At 66.0% G+C, this 22516-nt stretch carries 19 protein-coding genes; 7 read left to right on the top strand and 12 right to left on the bottom strand.

Annotated features, from left to right (window positions below; translation table 11 throughout):
- Positions 1-37 precede the first annotated feature (37 nt).
- From MP11Mi_RS02385 to MP11Mi_RS02355, 7 genes are all read right to left on the bottom strand, one after another.
- Positions 38-724, bottom strand: a complete 687-nt coding sequence (locus MP11Mi_RS02385; RefSeq protein WP_420040727.1) for a hypothetical protein — start codon at positions 722-724, stop codon at positions 38-40.
- 20 nt (positions 725-744) lie between these two features.
- On the bottom strand, positions 745-2199 hold the full coding sequence (locus MP11Mi_RS02380) for a serine/threonine-protein kinase (RefSeq protein ID WP_420040726.1): 1455 nt from the start codon (positions 2197-2199) through the stop codon (positions 745-747).
- A 48-nt stretch (positions 2200-2247) separates the two neighbouring features.
- Complete coding sequence (locus MP11Mi_RS02375; RefSeq protein WP_420040725.1) at positions 2248-2874, bottom strand: TetR family transcriptional regulator; 627 nt, start codon at positions 2872-2874, stop codon at positions 2248-2250.
- Between the two features lie 6 nt (positions 2875-2880).
- A complete protein-coding gene (locus MP11Mi_RS02370; protein WP_420040724.1) occupies positions 2881-5109 on the bottom strand; it encodes an MMPL family transporter in 2229 nt (742 codons plus the stop codon).
- Between the two features lie 87 nt (positions 5110-5196).
- Entirely contained in the window at positions 5197-6612 is a 1416-nt protein-coding gene (locus MP11Mi_RS02365) for a YibE/F family protein (protein WP_420040723.1), read from the bottom strand.
- Between the two features lie 32 nt (positions 6613-6644).
- The gene (locus MP11Mi_RS02360; RefSeq protein WP_420040722.1) at positions 6645-7802 is read right to left on the bottom strand and encodes an acyl-CoA dehydrogenase family protein; all 1158 of its coding nucleotides are present in this window, start codon (positions 7800-7802) and stop codon (positions 6645-6647) included.
- A gap of 60 nt (positions 7803-7862) precedes the next feature.
- On the bottom strand, positions 7863-8450 hold the full coding sequence (locus MP11Mi_RS02355; protein ID WP_420040721.1) for a TetR/AcrR family transcriptional regulator: 588 nt from the start codon (positions 8448-8450) through the stop codon (positions 7863-7865).
- Positions 8451-8530: 80 nt separating this feature from the next.
- Here MP11Mi_RS02355 and MP11Mi_RS02350 point away from each other — a divergent pair, with 80 nt between their 5' ends.
- Positions 8531-9307 carry an SDR family oxidoreductase gene (locus MP11Mi_RS02350; RefSeq protein WP_420040720.1) on the top strand — a complete coding sequence of 259 codons (777 nt, stop codon included), beginning with the start codon at positions 8531-8533 and terminating at the stop codon, positions 9305-9307.
- Positions 9308-9365: 58 nt separating this feature from the next.
- On the opposite strand, the gene MP11Mi_RS02345 is transcribed toward MP11Mi_RS02350, so the two are convergent.
- The 3 genes from MP11Mi_RS02345 to nagE form a co-directional block, all read right to left on the bottom strand.
- A complete protein-coding gene (locus tag MP11Mi_RS02345; RefSeq protein WP_420040719.1) occupies positions 9366-10199 on the bottom strand; it encodes a hypothetical protein in 834 nt (277 codons plus the stop codon).
- 106 nt (positions 10200-10305) lie between these two features.
- Entirely contained in the window at positions 10306-10920 is a 615-nt protein-coding gene (locus MP11Mi_RS02340; RefSeq protein WP_420040718.1) for a phosphoribosylanthranilate isomerase, read from the bottom strand.
- Between the two features lie 23 nt (positions 10921-10943).
- A complete protein-coding gene (gene nagE, locus MP11Mi_RS02335) occupies positions 10944-12968 on the bottom strand; it encodes an N-acetylglucosamine-specific PTS transporter subunit IIBC (protein ID WP_420040717.1) in 2025 nt (674 codons plus the stop codon).
- A gap of 165 nt (positions 12969-13133) precedes the next feature.
- Between nagE and MP11Mi_RS02330 the strand changes: the two genes are divergently transcribed.
- The 6 genes from MP11Mi_RS02330 to MP11Mi_RS02305 are packed head-to-tail and all read left to right on the top strand — an operon-like array spanning position 13134 to position 19356.
- Positions 13134-14153, top strand: coding sequence for an iron-siderophore ABC transporter substrate-binding protein (locus MP11Mi_RS02330; RefSeq protein WP_420040716.1), 1020 nt, complete (start codon positions 13134-13136; stop codon positions 14151-14153).
- On the top strand, positions 14150-15139 hold the full coding sequence (locus MP11Mi_RS02325) for a FecCD family ABC transporter permease (protein WP_420040715.1): 990 nt from the start codon (positions 14150-14152) through the stop codon (positions 15137-15139). Before MP11Mi_RS02330 ends, MP11Mi_RS02325 begins: the two co-directional genes overlap by 4 nt.
- A complete protein-coding gene (locus MP11Mi_RS02320) occupies positions 15136-16167 on the top strand; it encodes a FecCD family ABC transporter permease (RefSeq protein ID WP_420040714.1) in 1032 nt (343 codons plus the stop codon). Before MP11Mi_RS02325 ends, MP11Mi_RS02320 begins: the two co-directional genes overlap by 4 nt.
- On the top strand, positions 16164-16964 hold the full coding sequence (locus MP11Mi_RS02315) for an ABC transporter ATP-binding protein (protein WP_420040713.1): 801 nt from the start codon (positions 16164-16166) through the stop codon (positions 16962-16964). Before MP11Mi_RS02320 ends, MP11Mi_RS02315 begins: the two co-directional genes overlap by 4 nt.
- Positions 16954-17913, top strand: a complete 960-nt coding sequence (locus MP11Mi_RS02310; protein ID WP_420040712.1) for a siderophore-interacting protein — start codon at positions 16954-16956, stop codon at positions 17911-17913. Before MP11Mi_RS02315 ends, MP11Mi_RS02310 begins: the two co-directional genes overlap by 11 nt.
- A gap of 42 nt (positions 17914-17955) precedes the next feature.
- The gene (locus MP11Mi_RS02305; RefSeq protein ID WP_420040711.1) at positions 17956-19356 is read left to right on the top strand and encodes a class II fumarate hydratase; all 1401 of its coding nucleotides are present in this window, start codon (positions 17956-17958) and stop codon (positions 19354-19356) included.
- Positions 19357-19378: 22 nt separating this feature from the next.
- On the opposite strand, the gene MP11Mi_RS02300 is transcribed toward MP11Mi_RS02305, so the two are convergent.
- Both MP11Mi_RS02300 and MP11Mi_RS02295 read right to left on the bottom strand, forming a co-directional pair.
- Positions 19379-20503 (bottom strand): NAD(P)/FAD-dependent oxidoreductase, encoded by a 1125-nt coding sequence (locus MP11Mi_RS02300; RefSeq protein ID WP_420040710.1) that lies wholly within the window; start codon positions 20501-20503, stop codon positions 19379-19381.
- Positions 20504-20700: 197 nt separating this feature from the next.
- Positions 20701-22398 carry a fumarate hydratase gene (locus MP11Mi_RS02295; protein ID WP_420040709.1) on the bottom strand — a complete coding sequence of 566 codons (1698 nt, stop codon included), beginning with the start codon at positions 22396-22398 and terminating at the stop codon, positions 20701-20703.
- Positions 22399-22516 lie beyond the last annotated feature (118 nt).

Raw genomic sequence — 22516 nt, 5'->3', positions numbered from 1 at the left:
GTAGCCTGTGAAAATGAACAGGTGCGTCGGGTCCGCGCTAACCATGTTCGATCGCAGCCCGAACACGACGCTCGAGTGCGGCTGCGCCCTCGACCGGTAGCGCGATCAGGCCGTCGAGTGCGGTTCTCGCGTGTGCGTACGCTTGGCGCCGTTCCTCGCCGGACGCCGCGTCGTTCATGGCGAGCGCGAGCAGCCGTTGGGCTTTCGCGAGGCGCTCCTGCTCGACGGGACTGAAGTCGCCGCGGCGGCGACGTCTGGCCTCCTGTTCGGCGACCGCGAGCGACGTCGAGTAGGCGTGGACAGCGTCCCGATAGGCGCGGACTGCGGCGGCGTCGGTGGAATCGGGGGCTGGACGGAGGAGGTCGGCGCGGCTGCGATCGCGGTGGAAAGTTTCGGTGAGCGGTTCGCGTAGATCGACGAGCATCGGATAGTCGAGGAGCGTGGCCAGGTCGGTCTCGTAGGCGAACCAGGTGTCGTCGGCGTGCTGGTGCTCGGCGACAGCCGCCGCGAGCTCTGATCGCACGGCCTCCTCATCGAGGAGTCCACGGCTCTGCGCGTGTACGCGTGCCACGGACGCCTCCTGTTTGATCCGGTAGCGCTCCAGTCGTCGTTGCGCGCGTCGTTCGTTCCACGCGCTGAACCCGCGCATCACGCCGCCCACGGACCCACCGAAGACGAAGATGAGCCACCAGTAGTGGCCGATCGCATCCCACAAGCCACTCATCGTTCGAGAATAAACCCCCGTCAGCAGATATCGACGCCGACAGCGGTGACGTCGTCGAGACGACGCGCGTTCGAGCCTGGGTGTTGCGCTGTGGTCGCGCAGGTGTCGGCGAGCGACGAGCCTTCGAAGTAGACCGCGTATATCGGGTTGCCCTCCTTGCTCTGCCGTAGTGACGAGCACGACTGGTCGGTGCGCAGGTACTCGGAGCCGGGGTATCGGGCCAGCGTGTCGCCCACCTCGCGTGCATATGCGCCGGGGGTGATCGCCGAGTAGACGACGGTGACTGTCCGTCCGTCGCACGGTGGTGTGCTGATCGGAGTGGATAGGCCGAGGTCGCCGACAGCGCGCGGCGTTTCAGTCGTCTCCGCGGGCCGCGTCACGGTCTCGGGGGCCGGTGAGGTCTCGGTGACGGTAGTCGTCGTTGGTGTCCGCGAACTCTCGACAGGCTGCGTCGTTGAGCCGTCGGCGACCGTGTCCTGCGAGCCGTCTCCGCTTCGGTCGACGGCGAACCAGACGCCTCCCGCGAGCAACGTCACGACGAGGACGACGATGGTCGCCACGAGCGCGACGCGGCCGCCGCCGGTCCGCCCAGGATGTCGAGGCAGGGGAGTCTGCGGTGTGGGGGCCGGGGGAGTGGGCGCGGGTGGAATGGGAGCGGGGAGCGTCTGTAGGTGGCGTCCGGCGACGGCGTCGCGGGCGGCAGCGGCGAAGGCGCCGCACGTCTGCATTCGCTGCGCGGGATCTTTCGCGGTGCCCGCCGCGATCACCGGATCGAGGACGGTACCGGTCGATGCGATCGGCCGAGTCAAGTGTCCGCTGATGATCTGTTCGATGCTCGTCGCCGCGTAGGGCGGCCTTCCGGTCACGGCTTCGAAGAGGACGCACGCCAACGAGTAGACGTCGGCGGCCGGTGTGAGGTTCACCGAGTCGGCGAACCGTTCGGGCGCCATATAGGCAAACGACCCGATCGCGGTGCCGGTCTGGGTCAACCGGGTGGCGCCCGCGGCTTGCGCGATCCCGAAGTCCACGAGATAGGCGAAGCCCTTGTCGTCGACCAGGATGTTCTCGGGCTTCACGTCCCGATGCAGTAGGCCGGACGCGTGCGCGGTGTCGAGCGCGCCCGCAACCTGGCCGACGATGTCGACCGCGAGGTCAGTCGGTATCGGGCCGTCGCGCAGAATCGAGCGCAAATCGCGACCGTGCACAATCCTCATGTCGAGGTACAGTCGCCCGTCGATCTCACCGAAGTCGTGAATCGGGATGACGTGGGGATCATTGAGGCGAGCGACGGTCTGCGACTCGCGGAGGAATCGGGTGCGGTACTCGGCGTCTTCGGCGAGGTGGGCGGGCAACACTTTGAGTGCGACCGCGCGGTCCTTGACGGTGTCGACCGCCTCGTACACCTCGCCCATACCGCCGCGCCCGAGTAGCCGGACGATGCGGTACGGACCGAGCGACATGTCGGGGGACGTCATGTCGGGAGTATATGGTGCGCCCGGAATGCCCGTTGCCGCGGTCGTCCGTTAGACGGGCAGGCCAGCTTCGAGTAGGTCGAGAGCCTCGAGGCAATCCTCGAGCGTCGGGATCTCCCCGCCGCCGGTATGGCCGACCACATGGAACAAGACCCCGGCCGACGCCGCGATGAACACGCGCAGTCCGATGTCGTCGGCCGCAACGCTGAGATAATCGGCGATGTATTCGCGCATCTCGATGAGCGCCTGGTCGGCTTGGGACTGTTGCGCGGTGACCAGTGCCGGCTCGGTCTGGATGAGCCGGAACCTGTCCTGGTTCGACGCCCATTCGTCGTCGCTGCCGGCCCGGAACAACTCGGTGATGAGCCTGCGCACCAAGTCGAACCGACCCAGCCCCGGCTCGATCGACGTCATCAACTCCGCTCGGACCTCGTCGAGGTCGTCGGACAGGACCACCTGCTCCTTGCTCTGGAAGTAGCGGAAAAAAGTGGTGTGGCTGACATCGGCGGCCTCCGCGATCTGCGCGACCGTCGTCGCGGCATAGCCCTGCTGCTCGAACAGGGACATCGCCGCCGTGCGGATGGCGTCGCGGGTGCGGGCCTTGTTGCGTTCCCGTAGACCTGGCCGCGGCCCCGAGGGGTTCCCCGGGGCCGCGGCGTGAAGTGGTGTCTCAGACATCTGGGGCTACTTCGCCTCGACCAGTTCCTCGTTCGCGGTGAGCAGGCCCGCGTCACGGACCTTGCTGCCCTCGATGTCGAAGTCGATGACCAGTTTGTCCAGCCACTTCGGCAGACCCCACGCGCGGTCGCCGAGGAGAGCCAGCAGCGCGGGAACGACGACCATCCGGATGATGAACGCGTCGAAGAACACGGCGACGGCCAACGCGAAGCCCATCATCTTCGCCGTCGTGTCCGGCGCCAGCATGAACGCCGCGAACACGCTGATCATGATGACGGCTGCCGAACTGACGACACGGGCGCCGTGACGGTATCCGGCGATAATCGCATCCTTGGCGCTCATCCCGTGCATGAACTCCTCACGCATTCGGGTCACCAGGAACACCTGGTAGTCCATCGCGAGACCGAACACCACACCCACCAGGAAGATCGGCAGGAACGACAGGAGCGGCTTAGTGTGGTCGATCAGACCCAGCGCGCCGTCGGTGAAGATCCACGAGGTGATGCCGAACGTGGCGAGCACCGAGAACACGAAGCCGAGTGTGCCGATGAGCGGCACCCAAAGCGACCGGAACACGCCGATCATGATCAGGAACGCCAGGCCGACGACCACGGCGATATACGGGATCAACGCGGAGTCGAGCTTGGCCGACAGATCAGACATGATGGCCGTCTGGCCACCGACGTGAAGCTCACCGCCCGCAGCTTCGGCAGCCGGAGCGAGATCGCGGATCTCGTTCATCAACGTGTGCGTCTCATCCGACGACGGGGAACTGACCGGGGTCACCACGATGATGGCGCTGTCGGCGCCGACGTTCGGATTCTTCGGATCGGTGGTGCCGTTACCCATCCATGCGATGGTGTCCGGTGCGACGACGCCGTCGAGTTTCTTGATGCCGTCGAGCGTGCCGGTGGCGACCTTGTCGATTGTGCCCTGGTCGGTGTGCAGGACGACGTACAGTTCGCCGCCGACGCCTTCGCCGAATCCTTGAGCGATCAGCTCCTGGCCCGCCACCTGGTCGTCGGAGACAGTGTCCATGCCGAGTTTCATCCCGCTGACCGGGACTGCCGCAGCGATCAGGATCGCCAGGCCTCCCGCGATGAACGGGAGCGGACGCTTGGTCACGGACTTGCCGAACTTGGTGCCGAGCGTCTGCGCGTCCGGCCCGGGTGCGGCCTGCTTGATCCACGGAATGCGCGGGGTGAACGCATACTTGCCGAACGCGCCGAGGAGCGCGGGGATCAGGGTGAGTGCGCCGAGGACGGCGACGACGACCGCGACCGCGGCACCCATGCCCATCTGGGTGATCAGCGGGATGCCGATGACCATCAAGGCGGCCACGGCGATGACGACGGTCAAGCCGGCGAATACGACCGCCGTGCCTGCCGTTCCGACGGCTCTGGCGGCCGCATCTGCGGGATCACCGCCCCGAGCGCGTTCCGTGCGATAGCGGGAGACGATGAACAGCGCGTAGTCGATGGAGACGGCGATGCCGAGCATCATGACGATCGCGGTCGCTGTCTCGTTGATGGACATGAATTCGGCCGACAGTGTCAGCAGGCCGATCGTCAGAATTACGCCGACGATGCCGGTGACCAGCGGGATGAAGGCAGCGATGAGTGCGCCGAATGCCAGGATCATGATGACGAAAGCGATCGCGAAGCCGATGAGCTCGGCCGCTCCGCCCTGCTCTGACGCTGACATCACGCCGCCGGTCGCCTCCACCTGAAGGCCACCGGTGCGGTGTTCGGCGAGGACATCGAGTACGGCGTCCTTGTCGTCGACGGTCACATCCATCAGGTCGATGCTCTGGTGAAGCGCGATCAAGCCGACGCGGCCGTCATCACCGAGGACGGCGGCGGCCTTGTCGGGCATCGCCTGCGCGACGGCGACCGGGTTGGCGATCGCGTCCGCGTTGGTGACCTTCGGCAGCTTCTTCAGATCGGCGACCAGGGAGCCGATCTTGCTGGAGTGTTTCGCCAGCCCGTCGTCGGCGGCGATGACGATGTTCGTCGACGCCTCAGTCTGCTGCTGGTTGACAGCGGGGAAGTACTCCTCCATCTGCTCCATCGCGGTACCGCCGTCGGTGCCCGGCATCTCGAAGTCCTGCGCGAACTTCGGCGAAAGTGCGCTGATCAGAGAGAAGACGACAGCGAGGGCTGCGATCCACACACCGAGAACCCACCATTTGTGGCGGAAAGAGAACCGTCCTACACGAAACAGAAAGGATGACATGAGAACTATTGTTACTCACTAACAGTTTTTCGCGCCACCGGAAATCTCGTGACGGTCATCTCCTGTCCGGCGGCCAAGTGTCGGTCATCACGCTGGAGTTTTGCCGCCCGGCACGACGAGCGCGGCGGCGACGGCCGTCGTCAGCGGCACCGACAATGCCAACGCGATGCCGCCGACGAAGGCGCGCGCCAACTCGATCGCGACCTCCTCGGACGTGAGAAGTGACGAGGCCGGTTGCGCGGCGACCGAGAACAACAACAGCAGTGGGAGCGCACTGCCCGCATAGGCGAATACCAGCGTGTAGACGGTGCTCGCGATATGGTCGCGGCCGACCCGCATCGCGGCGCGGAACGCGCCGAGTCGAGTCTGACCGGGCATTGCCGCGAGTTCGAACGTCGCCGACGCCTGCGTGATCGTCACATCGTTGAGGACGCCGAGCGTGCCGATAACGAAACCCGCCAACAGGAGTCCGTTCAACGAGAGCGTTCCCTGATACAACTGCAGACTCTTCGTCGAATCGGCGGAGAGACCGGTCAACTTCAGGCTGCTGATCGCAGCGCTGCTGAGTAGTCCCGCGACGACGAGTGACGCGAGTGTGCCGACCAGTGCCGCGCTCGTGCGGAGAGTTACCCCGTGCGCCAGATACAGGACGACGAACAAGATCGCGGCGGCCGACACAATCGCGACCAAGACGACGTCGTGCCCGTCCAGGATCGACGGCAACGTGAAGAAGCCGAGAATCGCGAACGCGACCGCTAGGCCGATGATCGCGCGGAGGCCGCGCCACGTGGCGACGACGACCACGGCCAGCACGAACGCGACCGCCCAGAAGATCAGCGGCGTCCCGCGCGTGTAGTCGTAAAACGCGTAGGTCAGGGTGTCGTCGTCGGCGTCGACGCTGTGCGACGGCATCGCACTGACCCGGATCTCGTCGTCCACCGACAGGCTCGGCTGGCCCGGCTGCGGATCGTCCGGGGCTCCGGCGTCGATGGACCGCGAATCCGGTCCGGCACCGGACTGAGCGGCGTTCGTCGGAATCGACAGCACGGTGTACTGGCCGTCGTTCGGGCCCGAATCGAGGTGGAGTACTGCCGCGATGCACGCGCCACCGGTCGTCGGGATCATTGGATACTCGGCCGTCGGCTTACCCGAGTCGACCACTGAACAGTCGGCGCGCGTCTGTGAGACGACCGTCGCATCGTAGATCTGCAGTGGGCCGCCATCCGACGACTGGAACTGCAGGGGGATGGGGTGGTCGTCGTCGGACGGCCAGGACATGATCGCGCCGATCGCCACGAACAGTGCGGCGATCGCGAGCACCACGATTACCGCGGGTTTGGCGTATCGGGCGACGACACCGGGAATGTCACCGCCGTGGTCGTGACTGTGGCCGTGGCCAGGACTGTGAGCGGGCTCGGGCCGGGGGGCGGGTGCTTGACGGCGCGGCCGACGCTGTGTCGCCGGTTCGGGCGTGGGTTCCGGTTCCGGAAGTCGGTGGCTCACGCCGTCAAGCGTCGCATGTCAGTGACGTACAGTCACAGCCCCATGTTCTTCGCGATAATCGAACGCATCACTTCGCTGGTCCCACCGTAGATGCGGTTCACTCGGTTGTCGGCGTACAGGCGGGCGATCGGGTACTCGGTCATGTACCCGTAGCCGCCGTGCAACTGGAGACAGCGGTCGATGACGTCCGACGCGGCCTCGGTGCAGAACAGCTTCGCCGATGCCGCGTCGGCAGCCGTCAACTCACCTTTGTCGTACGCCTCGAGCGCGCGATCGACAACGGCTTCCATCGCGTCGACCTGCGCCTTGCAGGCGGCGAGCTCGAACTTGGAGTTCTGGAACGATGCGACCGGCTTACCGAACACCTGGCGCTCCTGTGTGTACTCCTTGGCGAAGCGGATCGCCGCGGAGCCCTGTGCGTACGCGCCGACAGCGATCGACAATCGCTCACGCGGCAGGTGCTGGCCCAGGTAGTAGAAGCCCTGGTTCTCTTCGCCGAGAAGGTCCTCGACCGGCACGAGAACATCGGTGAACGAGAGTTCAGCGGTGTCCGAGACGCGCAAGCCGATCTTGTCGAGCTTGCGGCCGACCTCGTAGCCCTTCGACGTGGTGTCGACGACGAGCAGGCTGATGCCGAAGCGGCGATCGGTCTCGCTGGGGGGCGACGTCCGGGCGCAGACGATGACGCGGTCGGCGTTGACGCCGCCGGTGATGAACGTCTTCGAGCCGTTGAGGACGTAGTGGGTGCCGTCCTCGGTGAGCTTGGCGGTGGTCCGCATGCCGGCCAGATCCGATCCGGTGCCCGGCTCGGTCATCGCGATCGCGAACATCGTCTCGCCGGTCGCCATCGTGGGCAGCCAACGCTTCTTCTGCTCGTCGTCGGCGTGCGCCAGCAGGTACGGCAGGCACAGCGGGATGTGTACCGACGAGCCGCCGAGGCTGACGCCTGCGCGCGCCATCTCCTCGGTCATGACCGCCTCGTACTTGTATGAGTCGACACCTGCGCCGCCGAACTCCTCGGGGACCTCGATGCCGAACACGCCCAACTCGCCGACCTTGTTGTAGAACTCGCGCGGGACAATGCCTGCTTCGAGCCACTGGTCGTAGACGGGGACGATCTCGGATTCGATGAAGGCCCGGATGGTCTCCCGGAACGCTTCGTGGTCTTCGGTGTAGATGTCGCGGCGCACAGCGCCTCCTTTATCTGTCGATCGGGTATACCGGGCCGCCGTGTGACAGTCCGGAAGATTTTACGGTCGGCGGGCGCCGACCATGGCCAACGTGAGTCCGGCGTAGTAGTCGCCGACTGATTCCGGGCTCCACGTCCGGCCGTCGCGGAACCACCGGGACACGTCGATGCCCAGTGATGAGATCGCGGTGGTCGTCATCGCGACGTCGCTGACCGTGAATTCGCCCGTCGCGATGCCGTCCTCAACGACCCGGGTGAACGTCCGGTCGATGAGGACGCGGATCGCGACGATCTCGGCGATGTGCTCGGGTTCGAGTTTGGTCATCTCGTAGTTGACCACGCGCGAACTAGCGTGGTGTTGCGCGTGATAGATGACGAACTCGCGGACTATGTTGCCCAGACGTGTCGTGGCGTCGGGTGCGGAAGCGTCTGCGGTCTTGACGATGCCGAGAATCTGCTCGTGACCGGTCTTGGTGATCTCGTACAGCAGCGCCTCTTTCGAGGGGTAGTGCACGTATACCGCGGCCGGGCTCATGCCTGCCGCCGCGGCGATGTGGCGGGTGCTCGTTCCGTGGAAGCCGTGTTCGGCGAAGGACGCCATCGCGCCGTCTTGGAGTCGAGCGCGAGTGAGTTCGGATTTCGATACCACCGGCGTTCTCCTCTCTGGCACACTGTCGATGAAACTAAGCGACCGCTTATTTCGGAGAGTACACGAGTTGAGGAGACCTCATGACTTCCGATTCCACCGCTCGACGCGTCGTCGTCACCGGAGCCGCCGCGGGTATCGGACGGGCGATCGCTGCCAAGCTCGCGGCCGAAGGTGCGAAGGTCATGGTCAACGACCTCGACGCCGATGCTGTCCACGCTCTCGCCCACGAGATCGGGGCGATCGCCGCGCCGGGTGACGCGGCGTCGCCCGAAGGCGCCGACGGTCTGGTAGCGACCGCTAACGAATGGCTCGGCGGTGTCGACGTCTGGTTCGGCAATGCGGGCATCGACCGCGGTCGCGGGTTGGCTGCGTCCGACGAGGACTGGACCGACTCGTGGGAGGTCAACGTGATGGCGCATGTACGTGCGGCCCGCGCGCTGGTCCCGCAATGGGTGCAGCAGGGTGGCGGACGTTATGTCGTGACCGCTTCCGCCGCGGGCATGCTCACCATGCTCGGCGCTCCCGCCTACTCGACGACCAAACACGGCGCGATCGGCTTCGCCGAATGGCTGTCGGCCACCTACCGGCACCAAGGCATCGTCGTGCAGGCAATCTGCCCGCAAGGCGTCCGCACCCGAATCTACGAGGAGTCGGGCGACCTCAAAGAGGTCCTGTCGCACGACGCAGTGCTCGAACCGTCCGACATCGCCGACGCCGCGTGGAACGCGTTGCAGACCGACGAGTTCTACATCCTCCCGCACCCGCAGGTCCGCGACTACTACCTCGCGCGCGCCACCTCGCCCGACCGCTGGCTCGGCGGCATGAACCGGATTCAGCAGAGCCTCGACGAGCGGTGAGCGGGCACAACTCTCACGTATATGGACGCTCGAGCCGAAATCCGGCTGTTTTGGCCGCCTACGTGAGAGTTGTGCCCAGCGGGGGCACCTCGACGCATCGCATGTGTTCACCGCGGCGGACCAATTCGACGAGGAGAGGACCGACCGAACTCCACTGGTAGACGACTTGCGCGTACGTCAGCCGCACCGGGTGGTATCCGAACGCGTGCGCGCGCAGGTCGCGGAGGCGGTCGTTCTCGTACGCATCGGTGTTGAGATGGAATGCGGCACCGTCGACTTCGATGATCAACGAAGTCCCGACGAGGAAGTCCACGCGGCCGATCATCGGAATCGTCACTTGCGGCCGGGCTCGGATGTGTTCGGACTGCAAGCGCAGGCGCACCATCGTCTCGATGCCCGACTCTGCGCGACCGTCGATTCGGTCGAGGACCCGACGTAGTCGGCGTGGCCCGCCCGCGAACTCGGCTACCAGATCCGCACTGGTCATCAGGCCGAGGTTGATGACGGAGTCGCACACCACGACGAAGTCCTCGGGCGACAAGCATCGGGACGCGTGGCGGAGCGCCGTGAGCAGGTCGTCGACCGCGGACAGTTCGGGTGGCTGGCGTCCGGACTGCCGACACCAGTCGGGGTGATCTCGGGTTGCGCCGTCGTTCCCCCGAATGTGGAGCTTGTTGGCGGGCGGCACCCACACTCCGTGCATTCGCAGCGCGGATGCGCACGAGAGAACGCCGCCGGCGCGGACTGCGTGGACCGTCTCATTGCGTGCGGACGCGAGCGCGTACCAACCACGTCTGAGACGGACGAGTGTTCCGTCTGCGATGGCGTGCCGCAATTCGATTCGCGGCGCACGCGCTGTCAACTGTCCCCACCTATAGACCCCCGTGTCCATGTCGGAATTGTCGTCTAGGCGACAGGGGGCCTGTGTGCGTTTCGGAACTTTGGCACAACTCTCACGTATGTGGACATTGGCGGCCGAATGGTGCTGTTTCGGCCGTCTAGGTGAGACTTGTGCCAGCGGCCTTGGCGTTGGCGACGAAAGCGCGCACGGCTGCGTGATCCTTCACGCCCGGCGCCGACTCGACACCACTGGAGATGTCGACGCCCCACGGCTTCGCCTGCGCGACCGCGTCTGCGACGTTGTCTGGAGTGAGTCCGCCCGCGAGGAGCCAGTGGCCGGTGACGCGGTCGGTGAGAACCGATAGATCCCATCGCTCGCCCGAGCCGGGTTTAGGGGCGTCGAGCAGCAAGCTCTCCTCACCGTAAGCTCCGACTTGCAACGGGGGGTCGTTCGCGAGCGACGTCGCGCGCCACAGCCGTGGAATCACGGCGGATGCGGCGGCGAAGTCGTCGGCGGCGTAGGTTCCGTGCAATTGCAGCACCGCGAAGCCCAGATCGGCGGCGATGTGGGCGGCGTCGACAGCGCGCATGTCGTTGACGACGAGGACGGTGTCGACGCGGCCGCCTGCCCGCTCGACGATCGTCGACGCGATACCGGCGTCGACGGCACGCGAGCTGGTCCGGTTCATCACCACACCGATCGCGTCTGCTCCCGCGTCGACGGCGACGTCGACCGTCGCCGGGTCGGTGAGCCCGCAGACCTTCACATACATGCGGCCAACGGTACCGGCCGCGGTCAGGTCAGTTCGACGACGGCGGACTTGTTGTTCATCACCACGACCGGGGTCACCGTCGGATGGCCGGCCGCCTCGATCTTGCCGAGGTCGACGTTCAGAATCGGCTGGCCCCGGGTGACCGTGTCGCCCGCGGCGACGAGCGGTTCGAACCCGTCGCCCTTCATCTTGACGGTGTCGAGCCCGACGTGGACGAGGACTTCGGTGCCGTCCGCCAGACGCAGGCCAATCGCGTGGCCGGTGGGGAACACGGTGACCACGGTCGCGTCGGCCGGTGCGGTCACTTCACCCGACGTGGGTACCACCGCCGCGCCCGGGCCCATCATCCCGGACGAAAACGTCGCGTCCGGCACCTCCGACAGTGCGATCGCATAGCCGGGGATCGGCCGGTGCAGGACGACGGTCTCCGTCTTCTCCAGTACTGCGACCGACGCCGAGGACTCGTCGGCGTCGGGTACAGCGTCCGGCACGTCGTCGGCGGCGGGGGCTTCGATGTCGCCGGCCAGAACCTTCTCCATCGCGTCTTTCACGAACTGCACGTTCAGTCCGTAGATCACCTGGACTGATTTGCCGCCGGGTTTGATCGTGCCCGCGGCGCCCGCACGTTTGAGGGCAGGCTCGTCGACGATCGCCGGATCGTTGATCTCCATCCGCAGGCGGGTCGCGCAGTTGTCGAGTTCGGCGATGTTGCTTTTGCCGCCGAGCGCGTCGATGAACTTGACCGCGGTGCCCACGAAACCGTCCGATCCGGAGTCGTCGCCGTCGGTGTCTTCCGGGTCGTCGTCTTCACGCCCGGGGGTTTTGAGCCGGAACTTCAGGATGACCCACCGGAAGACGAAGAAGTAGATGACGAACCAGACCGCGCCCATCACGAGGATGATCCACGGGTTCTCGGCCAGCGGGTTGGTCCAGTTGAGCATCAGGTCGACGAAACCGCCGGAGAACCCGAAGCCCATGCGGACTGGCAGGAGGGAACTGATCGCCATCGAGATGCCCATGAACACCGCGTGGATCAGATACAGCGGTGGTGCGAGAAACATGAATGCGAACTCGAGCGGTTCGGTGACGCCGACGAAGAATGACGACACCGCGCCTGACAGGAGGATGCCGTAGGCGATCTTCTTGCGCTTGGTCTTCGCGGTCACGTACATGGCGAGCGCCGCACCCGGCAGACCGAACATCATGACAGGGAAGAAGCCGGTCATGTATTGGCCGGTGACGCCGAACTCGCCGTCGCCAGAAAGGAAGTTGTTGAGGTCGTTGATGCCCGCGACGTCGAACCAGAACACCGAATTGAGAGCGTGGTGCAGGCCGAATGGGATGAGGAGCCGGTTGAAGAAGCCGTAGAGTCCGGTGCCGACGGCCCCGAGGTCGACGATGTGTTCGCCGAACCAGACGAGGCCGCTGTAGATGAGCGGCCACAGGAACAGTAGGACCAGTCCGATGATGAGCGAGACGCCCGCGGTGACGATGGCGACCGATCGTCGGCCGGAGAAGAATGAGAGGGCGTCGGGCAGTTTGACCGACTTGAAGCGGTTGTAGCAGACAGCGCCGATGATGCCGCACAGGATTCCGATGAATGCGTTCTGAAACGAGCCGGGCGCGAACGCCGCGTTGATGTCTGGGGATGCGAGCATCCACTGCCCGTGCTCTTGGACGATCTTCTCGCCTTCGGCGAGCGTCGCACCGTCTTCCAACGGCGAGGTCGAGTAGTCGCGGGAGAGCAGCGTCATCACCGACGACGGGGCGAGGAGGCTCGTGATGACCAGCCACGACACGAGGCCCGCGAGCGCGGACGTGCCGTCGGACTTGCGAGCCATGCCGATCGAGACGCCGACCGCGAACAGCAGTGCCATGTTGTCGAGGATCGCCAGGCCTGCGGTCTGCAGGAACGAGGTGACGACGTTGGCCTGGTCGTCGTTGATGCCGATGATCCAGTTGGCGATGCCGACGAGGATCGCGGCGACCGGCAGCACCGCGACCGGCAGCATGATCGACTTGCCGAGATTTTGGAGGAACTTCATCATGCTGGCGCCCCGTCGTCGAATGGAACAATGCGTGTTTCCTCAGGGACGATACAAGGGCGGCCAGGGGTTTCGGGGGCGATCGTGAGGGGCCGACCGCTCAATGTTAAGTTAAGCGAGCCTACCCATAGCTACGGGTCGTCTCCCAACTCCCGAAAGGCACACGGCGTGCGAAAGTCCCGATTCCTCCCTCTCGCCTGCGCGGCCGTCCTGGCCGTCACGGTCAGCGCGTGCTCGAACTCCGACGACGACGCATCCGGCGGTGGCGCCGGCGGCGAAGGCTTCCCCGTGACGATAGAACATGCGCTCGGCACCACGACCATCGACGAAGCACCCGAACGCGTAGCGACCATCGGCTGGGCCAACCATGAGGTGGCACTGTCCCTCGGCATCGTGCCGGTCGGAATGGCCAAGGCCACCTGGGGCGACGACAACGGCGACGGCATCCTCCCGTGGGTCGACACCAAGCTCAAAGAACTCGGCGGTGAGACGCCCGCGCTGTACGACGAGACCGACGGAGTCGACGCCGAGTCCGTCAGCGACACCGCGCCGGACGTCATCCTCGGCGCGTACTCCGGCCTCACCCAGGGCCAGTACGACACGCTTCACAAGATCGCACCGGTCGTCGCTTACCCGAAGACCCCGTGGGGCACGACATGGCAGGAGATGATCCAGCTCGACTCGAAGGCGCTCGGCAAGGCAGCCGAAGGCGACAAGCTGGTCACCGACCTCACCGGGCAGATCGAGGCTGCGGTCGGCAAGTACCCCGACCTGAAGAACACCAAGACGATGTTCGCGTACCTCGATCCGACGGACACGAGCAAGTTCATGTACTACAACCTTCACGACCCGCGCGCGACCTTCCTGCGTGACGCCGGTATCCCGGTGCCGTCAGCCGTCGAGCAGAACACCGCCGACACCGACCAGTTCTACACCGAGGTCAGCGCCGAGAAGGCAGACCAGTTCAATGACGTCGGACTGATCGTCACCTACGGCGACGAGAACACCGTCAAACGTCTGCAAGCGGACCCGCTTCTCGGTAAGGTTCCGGCGATCCGGGACGGCCACGTCGCAGTCCTGCAGGACGACACTCCGCTGGCGGCGTCGTCGAATCCGACCCCGCTGTCGATCCCGTGGGGCATCGACAAATACATGGACGTACTCGGCTCGGCAGCCGCGGCGCATTGACCCGTCGCGTCGCCTGGCTTCTCGCGGGTGTCGTCGTGGTCGCCGCTCTCTTCTGCGTGTCGATCGCGTTCGGCGCCCGCGACGTCGCATTCGGCGAGATCACGAGTGCGTTGTTCGGCGACGCCGACTCGTTCGGCGCCGCAGCCGTCGAGAAGCGGATTCCACGCACCGTGCTCGCGGTGATCGTCGGGGCCGCTCTCGCACTGTCGGGCGCTGGCATGCAGGCAGTGACCCGCAACCCGGTCGCTGACCCCGGAATCCTCGGCATCTCCGGCGGTGCGGCTCTCGCCGTCGTCTGCGGCATCGTCTTCTTCAACATGAGCGACCCGTACTCGTACATCGCCGTCGCCATCGTGGGCTCCGCCATCGCCGCGGTGTTCGTCTACGCCGTCGGCGCGATGGGGCGAGGCGGCGCGACTCCGCTCAAGCTCGCACTGTCGGGTGCGGCGACGGCAGCGGCATTGACATGCCTGACCAGCGCGGTCCTGCTGCCGCGCGTCGACGTGATGACACGCTTCCAACATTGGCAGGTCGGTGGGGTCGGCGGTGCCGACTGGCACCGGATCGCCGTAGTCTCGCCGGTGCTGGCCGTCGGCGCGCTGCTCGCGTTCGCGTGCTCGCGCGGCATGAATTCGTTGGCGCTCGGCGATGACGTCGCGACGGGGCTCGGCGAGAACGTCGGGCGTACCCGAGTCGTGACCGGGGTGTCAGCCGTCGTCCTGGCCGGTGCGGCCACCGCCGTCGCCGGACCCATCGCTTTCGTCGGACTTCTCGTCCCGCACGCCTGCCGTGCGGTGATCGGCACCGATCACCGTTGGCTGTTGCCGTTCTCGGCGCTGGTAGGGGCTGCACTCCTCGTGGTCTCGGACGTCGTGGGACGACTCATCGTCCGACCTGAAGAAGTGGATGTCGGCGTGGTGACCGCGATCATCGGCGCCCCGTTCTTCATTTGGATCGTCCGACGGCAGAAGGTGCGTGAACTGTGACGACCATCGAGACCGTCAAAGCGGGGCGAGCGGCCCGTGCTCGGCGTCGCACCGCGATCCTGGCGATTCTGGTCGCGCTCGTGGTCGGTGTGTTCTTCGTATCGCTGATGGTGGGCCAGCGATTCTATCCGCTCGACGACGTGTTCCGCGTCATCGGCGGCGAGACGGTGCCGGGCGCGTCGTTCACCGTTGGTGAGCTACGGCTGCCGCGGGCCTGCCTGGCGGCGCTGTCCGGGCTCGCGTTCGGTGTTGCGGGTGTCACCTTCCAGACGCTCCTGCGCAACCCACTCGCCTCGCCCGACATCATCGGGATTTCGTGGGGCGCGTCGGCGGCGGCCGTCGTCGCCATCGTGATCTTCGGACTCACCGGCACCGCAGTCTCGATCGCCGCCCTCGTCGGCGCACTCGTCGCGGCGTGGGCGGTGTACGGCCTGTCGATGAACGGAGGCTTCTCGGCGACCCGCTTGATCCTGATCGGCATCGGCGTCGCCGCCATGCTGTCGAGCGTCGTCTCCTACGTGCTCGCACGTGCAGCCGACTGGGACATCGCCAACGCGTTGCGGTGGATCACCGGGTCGCTCGCCGAGCCCACATGGGACAAAGTGGTGCCGCTGCTGGTGGTCGCGGCGGTCGTCGTTCCGCTCATGTTGTTCGAGTCCCGCGACATGGACGTGCTCCGCTTGGGCGACGACACCGCTGCAGGCATGGGTGTAGGCGTGGAACGGACCCGGATCATCGTGTTGCTCGGAGCCGTCCTCCTGTTGGCGTTCGCGACGGCGGGCACCGGCCCGATCTCGTTCGTCGCGTTCATGTCGGGACCTATCGCGATGCGTCTGTTCACGCGGGCCGGCGGGTCGATGCTGCTGCCCGCGGGACTCGTCGGCGCACTCCTGGTCATGTCCGCCGACCTCGTCGCACAGTTCGCGTTGCCGCACCGCTACCCGGTCGGCGTCGTGACCGGCGTGCTCGGCGCGCCGTTCCTCATCTATCTGCTCATTCGCGTCAACCGGTCGGGAGGAACCCTGTGACCGTCCACCATCAGCTGTCCGCTGAGAAGATCCGACTCGCCTACGGCGACCGGGTGATCGTGGAAAGCCTCGATCTCGACGTGGCTCCCGGTCAGATCACGTCGATCGTCGGCGCCAACGGCTGCGGTAAGTCGACGTTGCTGCGCGCACTCGCCCGATTGCTGTCCCCGTCGTCCGGGCAGGTGGTGCTCGACGGACGCGACATCTCGTCGCGACGTTCCCGCGACGTCGCCCGCATGCTCGGGCTGCTACCGCAGAGTCCGGTCGCACCGGAGGGAATCACCGTGTCCGACCTCGTCGGGCGCGGCCGCCACCCGCACCAGAAGGTCCTCGCCCCGTGGAACCGCCACGACTACGAGGCCGTTGCGGACGCCCTCGATGCGACCGGAACCGCTGACCTTGCCGACCGGCCGGTCGACGAGTTGTCCGGCGGGCAGCGTCAACGCGTGTGGATCGCGATGGCGCTCGCGCAGGAGACCGAGATTCTGCTGCTCGACGAGCCGACGACCTTCCTCGACCTGGCCCACCAAGTGGAGGTCCTCGACCTGCTCACCGACTTGCGGGAGCGGCGCGGCACCACCATCGTGATGGTGTTGCACGACCTCAATCTTGCTGCCCGCTACGCTGACCGGCTAGTCGCGATGCGCTCGGGGAGCATCCACGCGACCGGGACGCCCGACGAGGTGATGACCGTCGAACTCGTCGACGAGGTGTTCGGGCTCAAGAGTCAGATTCTGCAAGATCCAGTGTCGGGGAAACCCGCCGTCATGCCGATTGGGAGGCACCATGTCCGCTGACAGTAAGCCGGTTGTCGACGAGGGGCCGTACGTTCTCGGGCGTGCGCGAGTGAGTCTCGTCGAACCGGTGTCGCCGAGTTTCGTCCGGATCACGTTCGTGGGCGACGACGTCGACCGGCTCGGGAACCCGGGACATACGTTCGACCAGCGCATCAAAGTGATCTTCCCGCCGTCGTCAGGTGTGTTGCCGGAGCTGGCAGGCGGGGACGACTGGTACCAGCGGTGGCTCGAAATTCCCGAGGATCGACGTGGTGCCATCCGCACCTATTCGATCCGCGACGTGCGGGTCGGAGACGACGACGCCACCGAGTTAGTGGTCGACTTCGTGCTGCACTTGGCGCCGGGGGCGTCCGGTCCGGCGTCGACGTGGGCGTCGCGTGCATCGGCGGGTGACGAAGTGATGCTGGTGGCGCCACGCCGTGGTCGGCTCGACGGCGGCGGCCTGGAGTACCTGCCGGGCGATTCGGCTTCGGTGCTGTTGGCCGGCGACGAGACGGCGGCGCCCGCGATCGCGCGGATCCTGGAGGACGCGCCAGCCGATCTGCGCGGCACCGTGTTCATCGAAGTCCCGACCGGAGGCGATGTACTGCCGTTCGCCGCTCCGGCCGGAGTGAGCGTGCACTGGCTGGCACGCGACGGCGCGGACCACGGGGCACGGCTCCGTCCGGCAGTCCTCGACCATCTGGGGGCCGCTGACTCGGTGTCCGACAACGAGGTCGAGATCGACGAGAGTCCGGACGATCCGATGGTTTGGGAGACTCCGGTCTTCTCCAACCTCGGCGAGGACGTCGGTCCCGAGCCAGCGCCCGGGGAGCGCTACTACTGGATCGCAGGCGAGAGCAAAGTCGTCACCGGCCTGCGTCGGCACCTGGTGAAGGAACTCGGCATCGCCCGTTCCCAGGTGGCGTTCATGGGCTACTGGCGACACGGAGTCGCCATGAAGGGCTGAGCTTCCGGGAACACGAACCTCTCACGAAGGGTTGTACTGACTATGGCTGACGACGAGTACCGGATCGAACACGACACTATGGGCGAGGTGCGGGTTCCCGTGGCCGCGCTGTGGCGGGCGCAGACGCAGCGCGCCGTCGAGAACTTTCCGATCAGCTTCCGGCCGCTCGAACGCACGCAGATTCGTGCGCTCGGCCTGCTGAAAGCGGCGACCGCGCTGGTCAACAAGGACCTCGGTCTACTAGACGCGCAGAAGGCCGACGCGATCGTCGTCGCTGCCCGCGAGATCGCTGACGGCGCTCACGATGACCAGTTTCCGATCGACGTCTTCCAGACCGGGTCGGGTACCAGCTCGAACATGAACGCCAACGAGGTGATTGCGTCGGTTGCCGCGAAGGCGGGCGTCACAGTGCACCCGAACGACGATGTCAACATGTCCCAGAGCTCCAACGACACGTTCCCGACCGCGACGCACGTCGCGGCGACCGAGGCCGTCGTCCGTCAGCTGATCCCGGCTTTGGACCGGCTGCATGAGGCGCTCGCGGCGAAGTCCGGCGAGTGGGCCTCGGTGGTGAAGTCGGGGCGCACGCACCTGATGGACGCCGTGCCGGTGACCCTCGGTCAGGAGTTCGGCGGTTACGCGCGGCAGGTCCAGGCGGGCGTCGAACGCCTGCAGTCGACGTTGCCGCGCGTGGGTGAACTCCCGATCGGCGGCACCGCAGTCGGTACCGGACTGAACGCGCCGGAAGGCTTCGGCACGCGGGTCGTCGCGAAGCTCGTCGAGTTGACGGGGGTCGACGAGCTGAGCTTGGCGAAAGACAACTTCGAAGCGCAGGCCGCCCGCGATGGCCTCGTCGAACTGTCCGGACAGTTGAAGACGATCGCCGTGTCGCTTACGAAGATCGCCAACGATGTCCGCTGGATGGGGTCGGGGCCGTTGACGGGCCTCGGCGAGATCGCCCTCCCGGACCTGCAGCCGGGCAGCTCGATCATGCCGGGCAAGGTCAATCCAGTTCTGCCCGAGGCGGTTACGCAGGTAGCGGCACAGGTGATCGGCAACGACGCCGCCGTCACGTGGGGCGGTGGCAACGGTGCGTTCGAGTTGAATGTCTACATCCCGATGATGGCGCGCAACGTCCTCGAATCGGTGAACTTGCTCGCGAACGTGTCGCGCCTGTTCGCCGACCGGTGCATCGAAGGGTTGCAGGCGCACGAGGAGCGGCTGCGGACGCTCGCCGAGTCGTCGCCGTCGATCGTGACACCGCTGAACTCGGCGATCGGGTACGAGGAGGCCGCCGCCGTCGCTAAACAGGCGCTGCGCGACGGCACGACGATTCGGCAGACCGTGATCGACCGTGGTCTGATCGGCGACGCGCTGTCGGTGGAGGAGCTGGACCGACGGCTGGACGTGTTGAAGATGGCGAACGTGGATCGCGAGCGGTAGAGACGGAGCTGCGCCGACGCCCTCATCGCCCCGGCGCGAGGTCGGCCGCGTGCACTCCGCGCGCGGCGATGTCGTCGGGCATCGGCTCGCCACGGAACACTGTGGCTCCGGTTCTGGCGAGCCCGTCGGCCATCTGGATGCCATAGCCGCCTTGGCCTGCGAACCAGAAGAAGCCTTCGACGTTCGGATCGAAGCCGACGACCGGTGACCGGTCTGGCGCGAAGGTCCGCAGTCCCGCCCATGACGAGCGGACGTGCCGCAGATTCAGATCGGTGACCTCGTTGATCGCCTCGATCGCGCGAGCGATCTCGAGATCGTTGGGTCGGACGTCGTGTGGGTGACTCGGCGTCTCGTCCGCGGGAGAGCACAGGAGTCCGTTGGCCTCGGGTTTGATGTAGAACGAGTCGTCGAGATCGTTGACGACCGGCAGGTCGGCGGTGGCCGGCGTTTTGGGTGCGTCGACACCGAAGATCGTGCGAATCCGCGGACTCAGCGCGGCCGACGGGGCGTCGGCGAGTTCGGCGACTCGATCGGCCCATGCGCCGGCCGCATCGACGACCACGGGTGCGGTCAACGAGTCGCCGTCGGCGAGCGTCACGGTCCAGGACCGGTTCACGCGGTTGAGGGCGGTCACCGCCGCGCGCGTGCGGATCTCGCCGCCGCGTCGCCGTAGTCCCCGGACGTAGCCCTGATGGAGTCCGTGAACGTCGATGTCGTCGGCATTCGGGTCGAGCAGCCCCGCCTCGATCGCGTCGCGGCGTAGGTACGGGGCGAGGCCGAGTGCATCGTCGGCGGACAGCATCTCAACCGCGGGTGCCTGGCGTCGGACGTCCCGGTAGAAGTCGACGAGCGCAGCGCCCCGACCGGTCCGCGCGAACACGAGGTACGGACGCGGCGTCAGAAGCGGACCCTCGAACGTCTCGGACGGATCGGCGAGGAACGCACGGCTCGCCGCGGTCAGTGCCCGAACGGTGGCGTTGCCGAATGTCTCGAGATAGAGGGCGGCCGAACGCCCGGTCGTGTGGAACGCGAGCGTGTTCTCTCGCTCGACCAGGCAGACCCGCCGGTCGGCGGCCAACTCGTGTCCGATCGATACACCGGCGATCCCTCCGCCGATCACGACAACGTCGAATGCTGTCGAATTCAAGCCGAAACCGCCTCTCGTGTGTGCCGGTGATGGCTCCAGGATAGGAGACGCCGCGAGCGATGCAGGGTTTGTGGCAGGGCAAGGCAGGGCAGGGTGGTCAGCAACAGTCAACGGAATCGGCCAAGATTGTGGTCAGTTGACGTTCATGGTGAACGATAACTGACCACAATCTTGGCCGATGAGCAGGAGGGCGGCGGCTACCGCTCCTTGGAGCGCACCCGGATGCCGCTGATCGGCACGTTCACGGTCCCGGACGGGTCGGTGAAGAAGTCGTTGCCCTTGTCGTCGACGACAATGAATGCGGGGAAGTTCTCGACGTCGATCTTCCACACGGCTTCCATGCCGAGCTCAGGGTACTCGATGACCTCCTGGCTCTTGATGCAGTCGAGAGCCAGCCGCGCGGCCGGGCCGCCGATAGATCCGAGGTAGAAGCCGCCGTGCGTATCGCACGCGGTGGTGACCTGCTTGGATCGGTTGCCCTTGGCGAGCATCACCATGGAGCCGCCCGCGGCCTGGAACTGCTCGACGTAGCTGTCCATGCGGCCGGCTGTCGTCGGGCCGAACGAACCCGACGCCATGCCCTCGGGCGTCTTCGCCGGTCCCGCGTAATAGACGGGGTGATTCTTCAGGTACTCGGGCATCGGTTCGCCTGCGTCGAGACGTTCCTTGATCTTGGCGTGTGCGATGTCGCGGGCCACGACCAACGGACCGGTCAACGACAGACGAGTTTTGACCGGATGCTTGGAGAGTTCTTCGAGAATTTCCGGCATCGGGCGGTTGAGATCGATCTGGACGACTTCGCCGCCAGCGATGTCTTCGGCGACTCCAGCGTCCGGCATGTACTGCGCCGGGTCGGTTTCGAGCTGCTCGAGGAACACGCCGTCGGCCGTGATCTTGCCGAGTGCCTGGCGATCGGCCGAGCAGGAGACTGCGATCGCGACCGGGCAGGAAGCGCCGTGGCGGGGGAGTCGGACCACGCGCACGTCGTGGCAGAAGTACTTGCCGCCGAACTGGGCGCCGATACCGAACGACTGCGTCAGCTTGAAGACCTCTTCTTCGAGCTCCTTGTCGCGGAAACCATGAGCCGACATCGAGCCTTCGGTAGGCAGATTGTCGAGGTAGTGCGCCGACGCGTACTTAGCGGTTTTGAGCGCGAACTCCGCCGACGTGCCGCCGACGACCACGGCTAGGTGGTAGGGCGGGCAGGCCGCGGTGCCGAGCGAACGGATCTTCTCGTCGAGGAACTCGAGCATCCGCTTCGGGTTCAGGATGGCCTTGGTCTCTTGGAACAGGAACGACTTGTTGGCCGAACCGCCGCCTTTTGCCATGAACAGGAACTTGTACTCTGGCCCCTTCGGGCCCTGTTCGGTCGCGTAGATCTCGATCTGTGCGGGCAGATTGGTGCCGGTGTTCTTCTCGTCGTACGTGGTGAGCGGCGCGAGCTGCGAGTAGCGCAGGTTCAGCTTCGTGTACGCGTCGTAGACGCCGCGGCTGATGGTCTCGCCGTCGTCCGCACCGGTCAGAACACCTTCGCTCTTCTTGCCCATGACGATCGCGGTGCCGGTGTCCTGGCACATCGGGAGGACACCGCCCGCCGAGATGTTGACGTTCTTCAGCAAGTCGAGGGCGACGAAGCGATCATTGCCCGATGCCTCCGGGTCGTCGATGATCTTGCGAAGCTGGCGCAGGTGCGCGGGCCGCAGGTAGTGGCTGATGTCGTGCATCGCCTCAGCGGTCAGCTTCGTGATCGCTTCCGGATCGACCTTCAGGAACTTCTGGCCTTCGACGTCGAACGTCGAGACGCCTTCGGTGGTGACGAGGCGATACGGGGTGTCGTCCTGGTCGGCCGGAAGGAGGTCGGAGTAGAGGAATTCGGGGGCTGCAGACTCACTCACGCACCGAATATTAGCGAGCGCGCGTGCATCGATGCAGGTAAGGATGGCCTATGTATCCCTTGAGACGCCGCGGTCACTGCGTTCGTGCGGATAGACCGACGTCGCGCCAGCGCCCTGC

The sequence above is a fragment of the Gordonia abscondita genome (assembly GCF_032711245.1).
GTDB lineage: Bacteria > Actinomycetota > Actinomycetes > Mycobacteriales > Mycobacteriaceae > Gordonia.
This window is presented reverse-complemented; position numbering and strand designations above follow the sequence as displayed.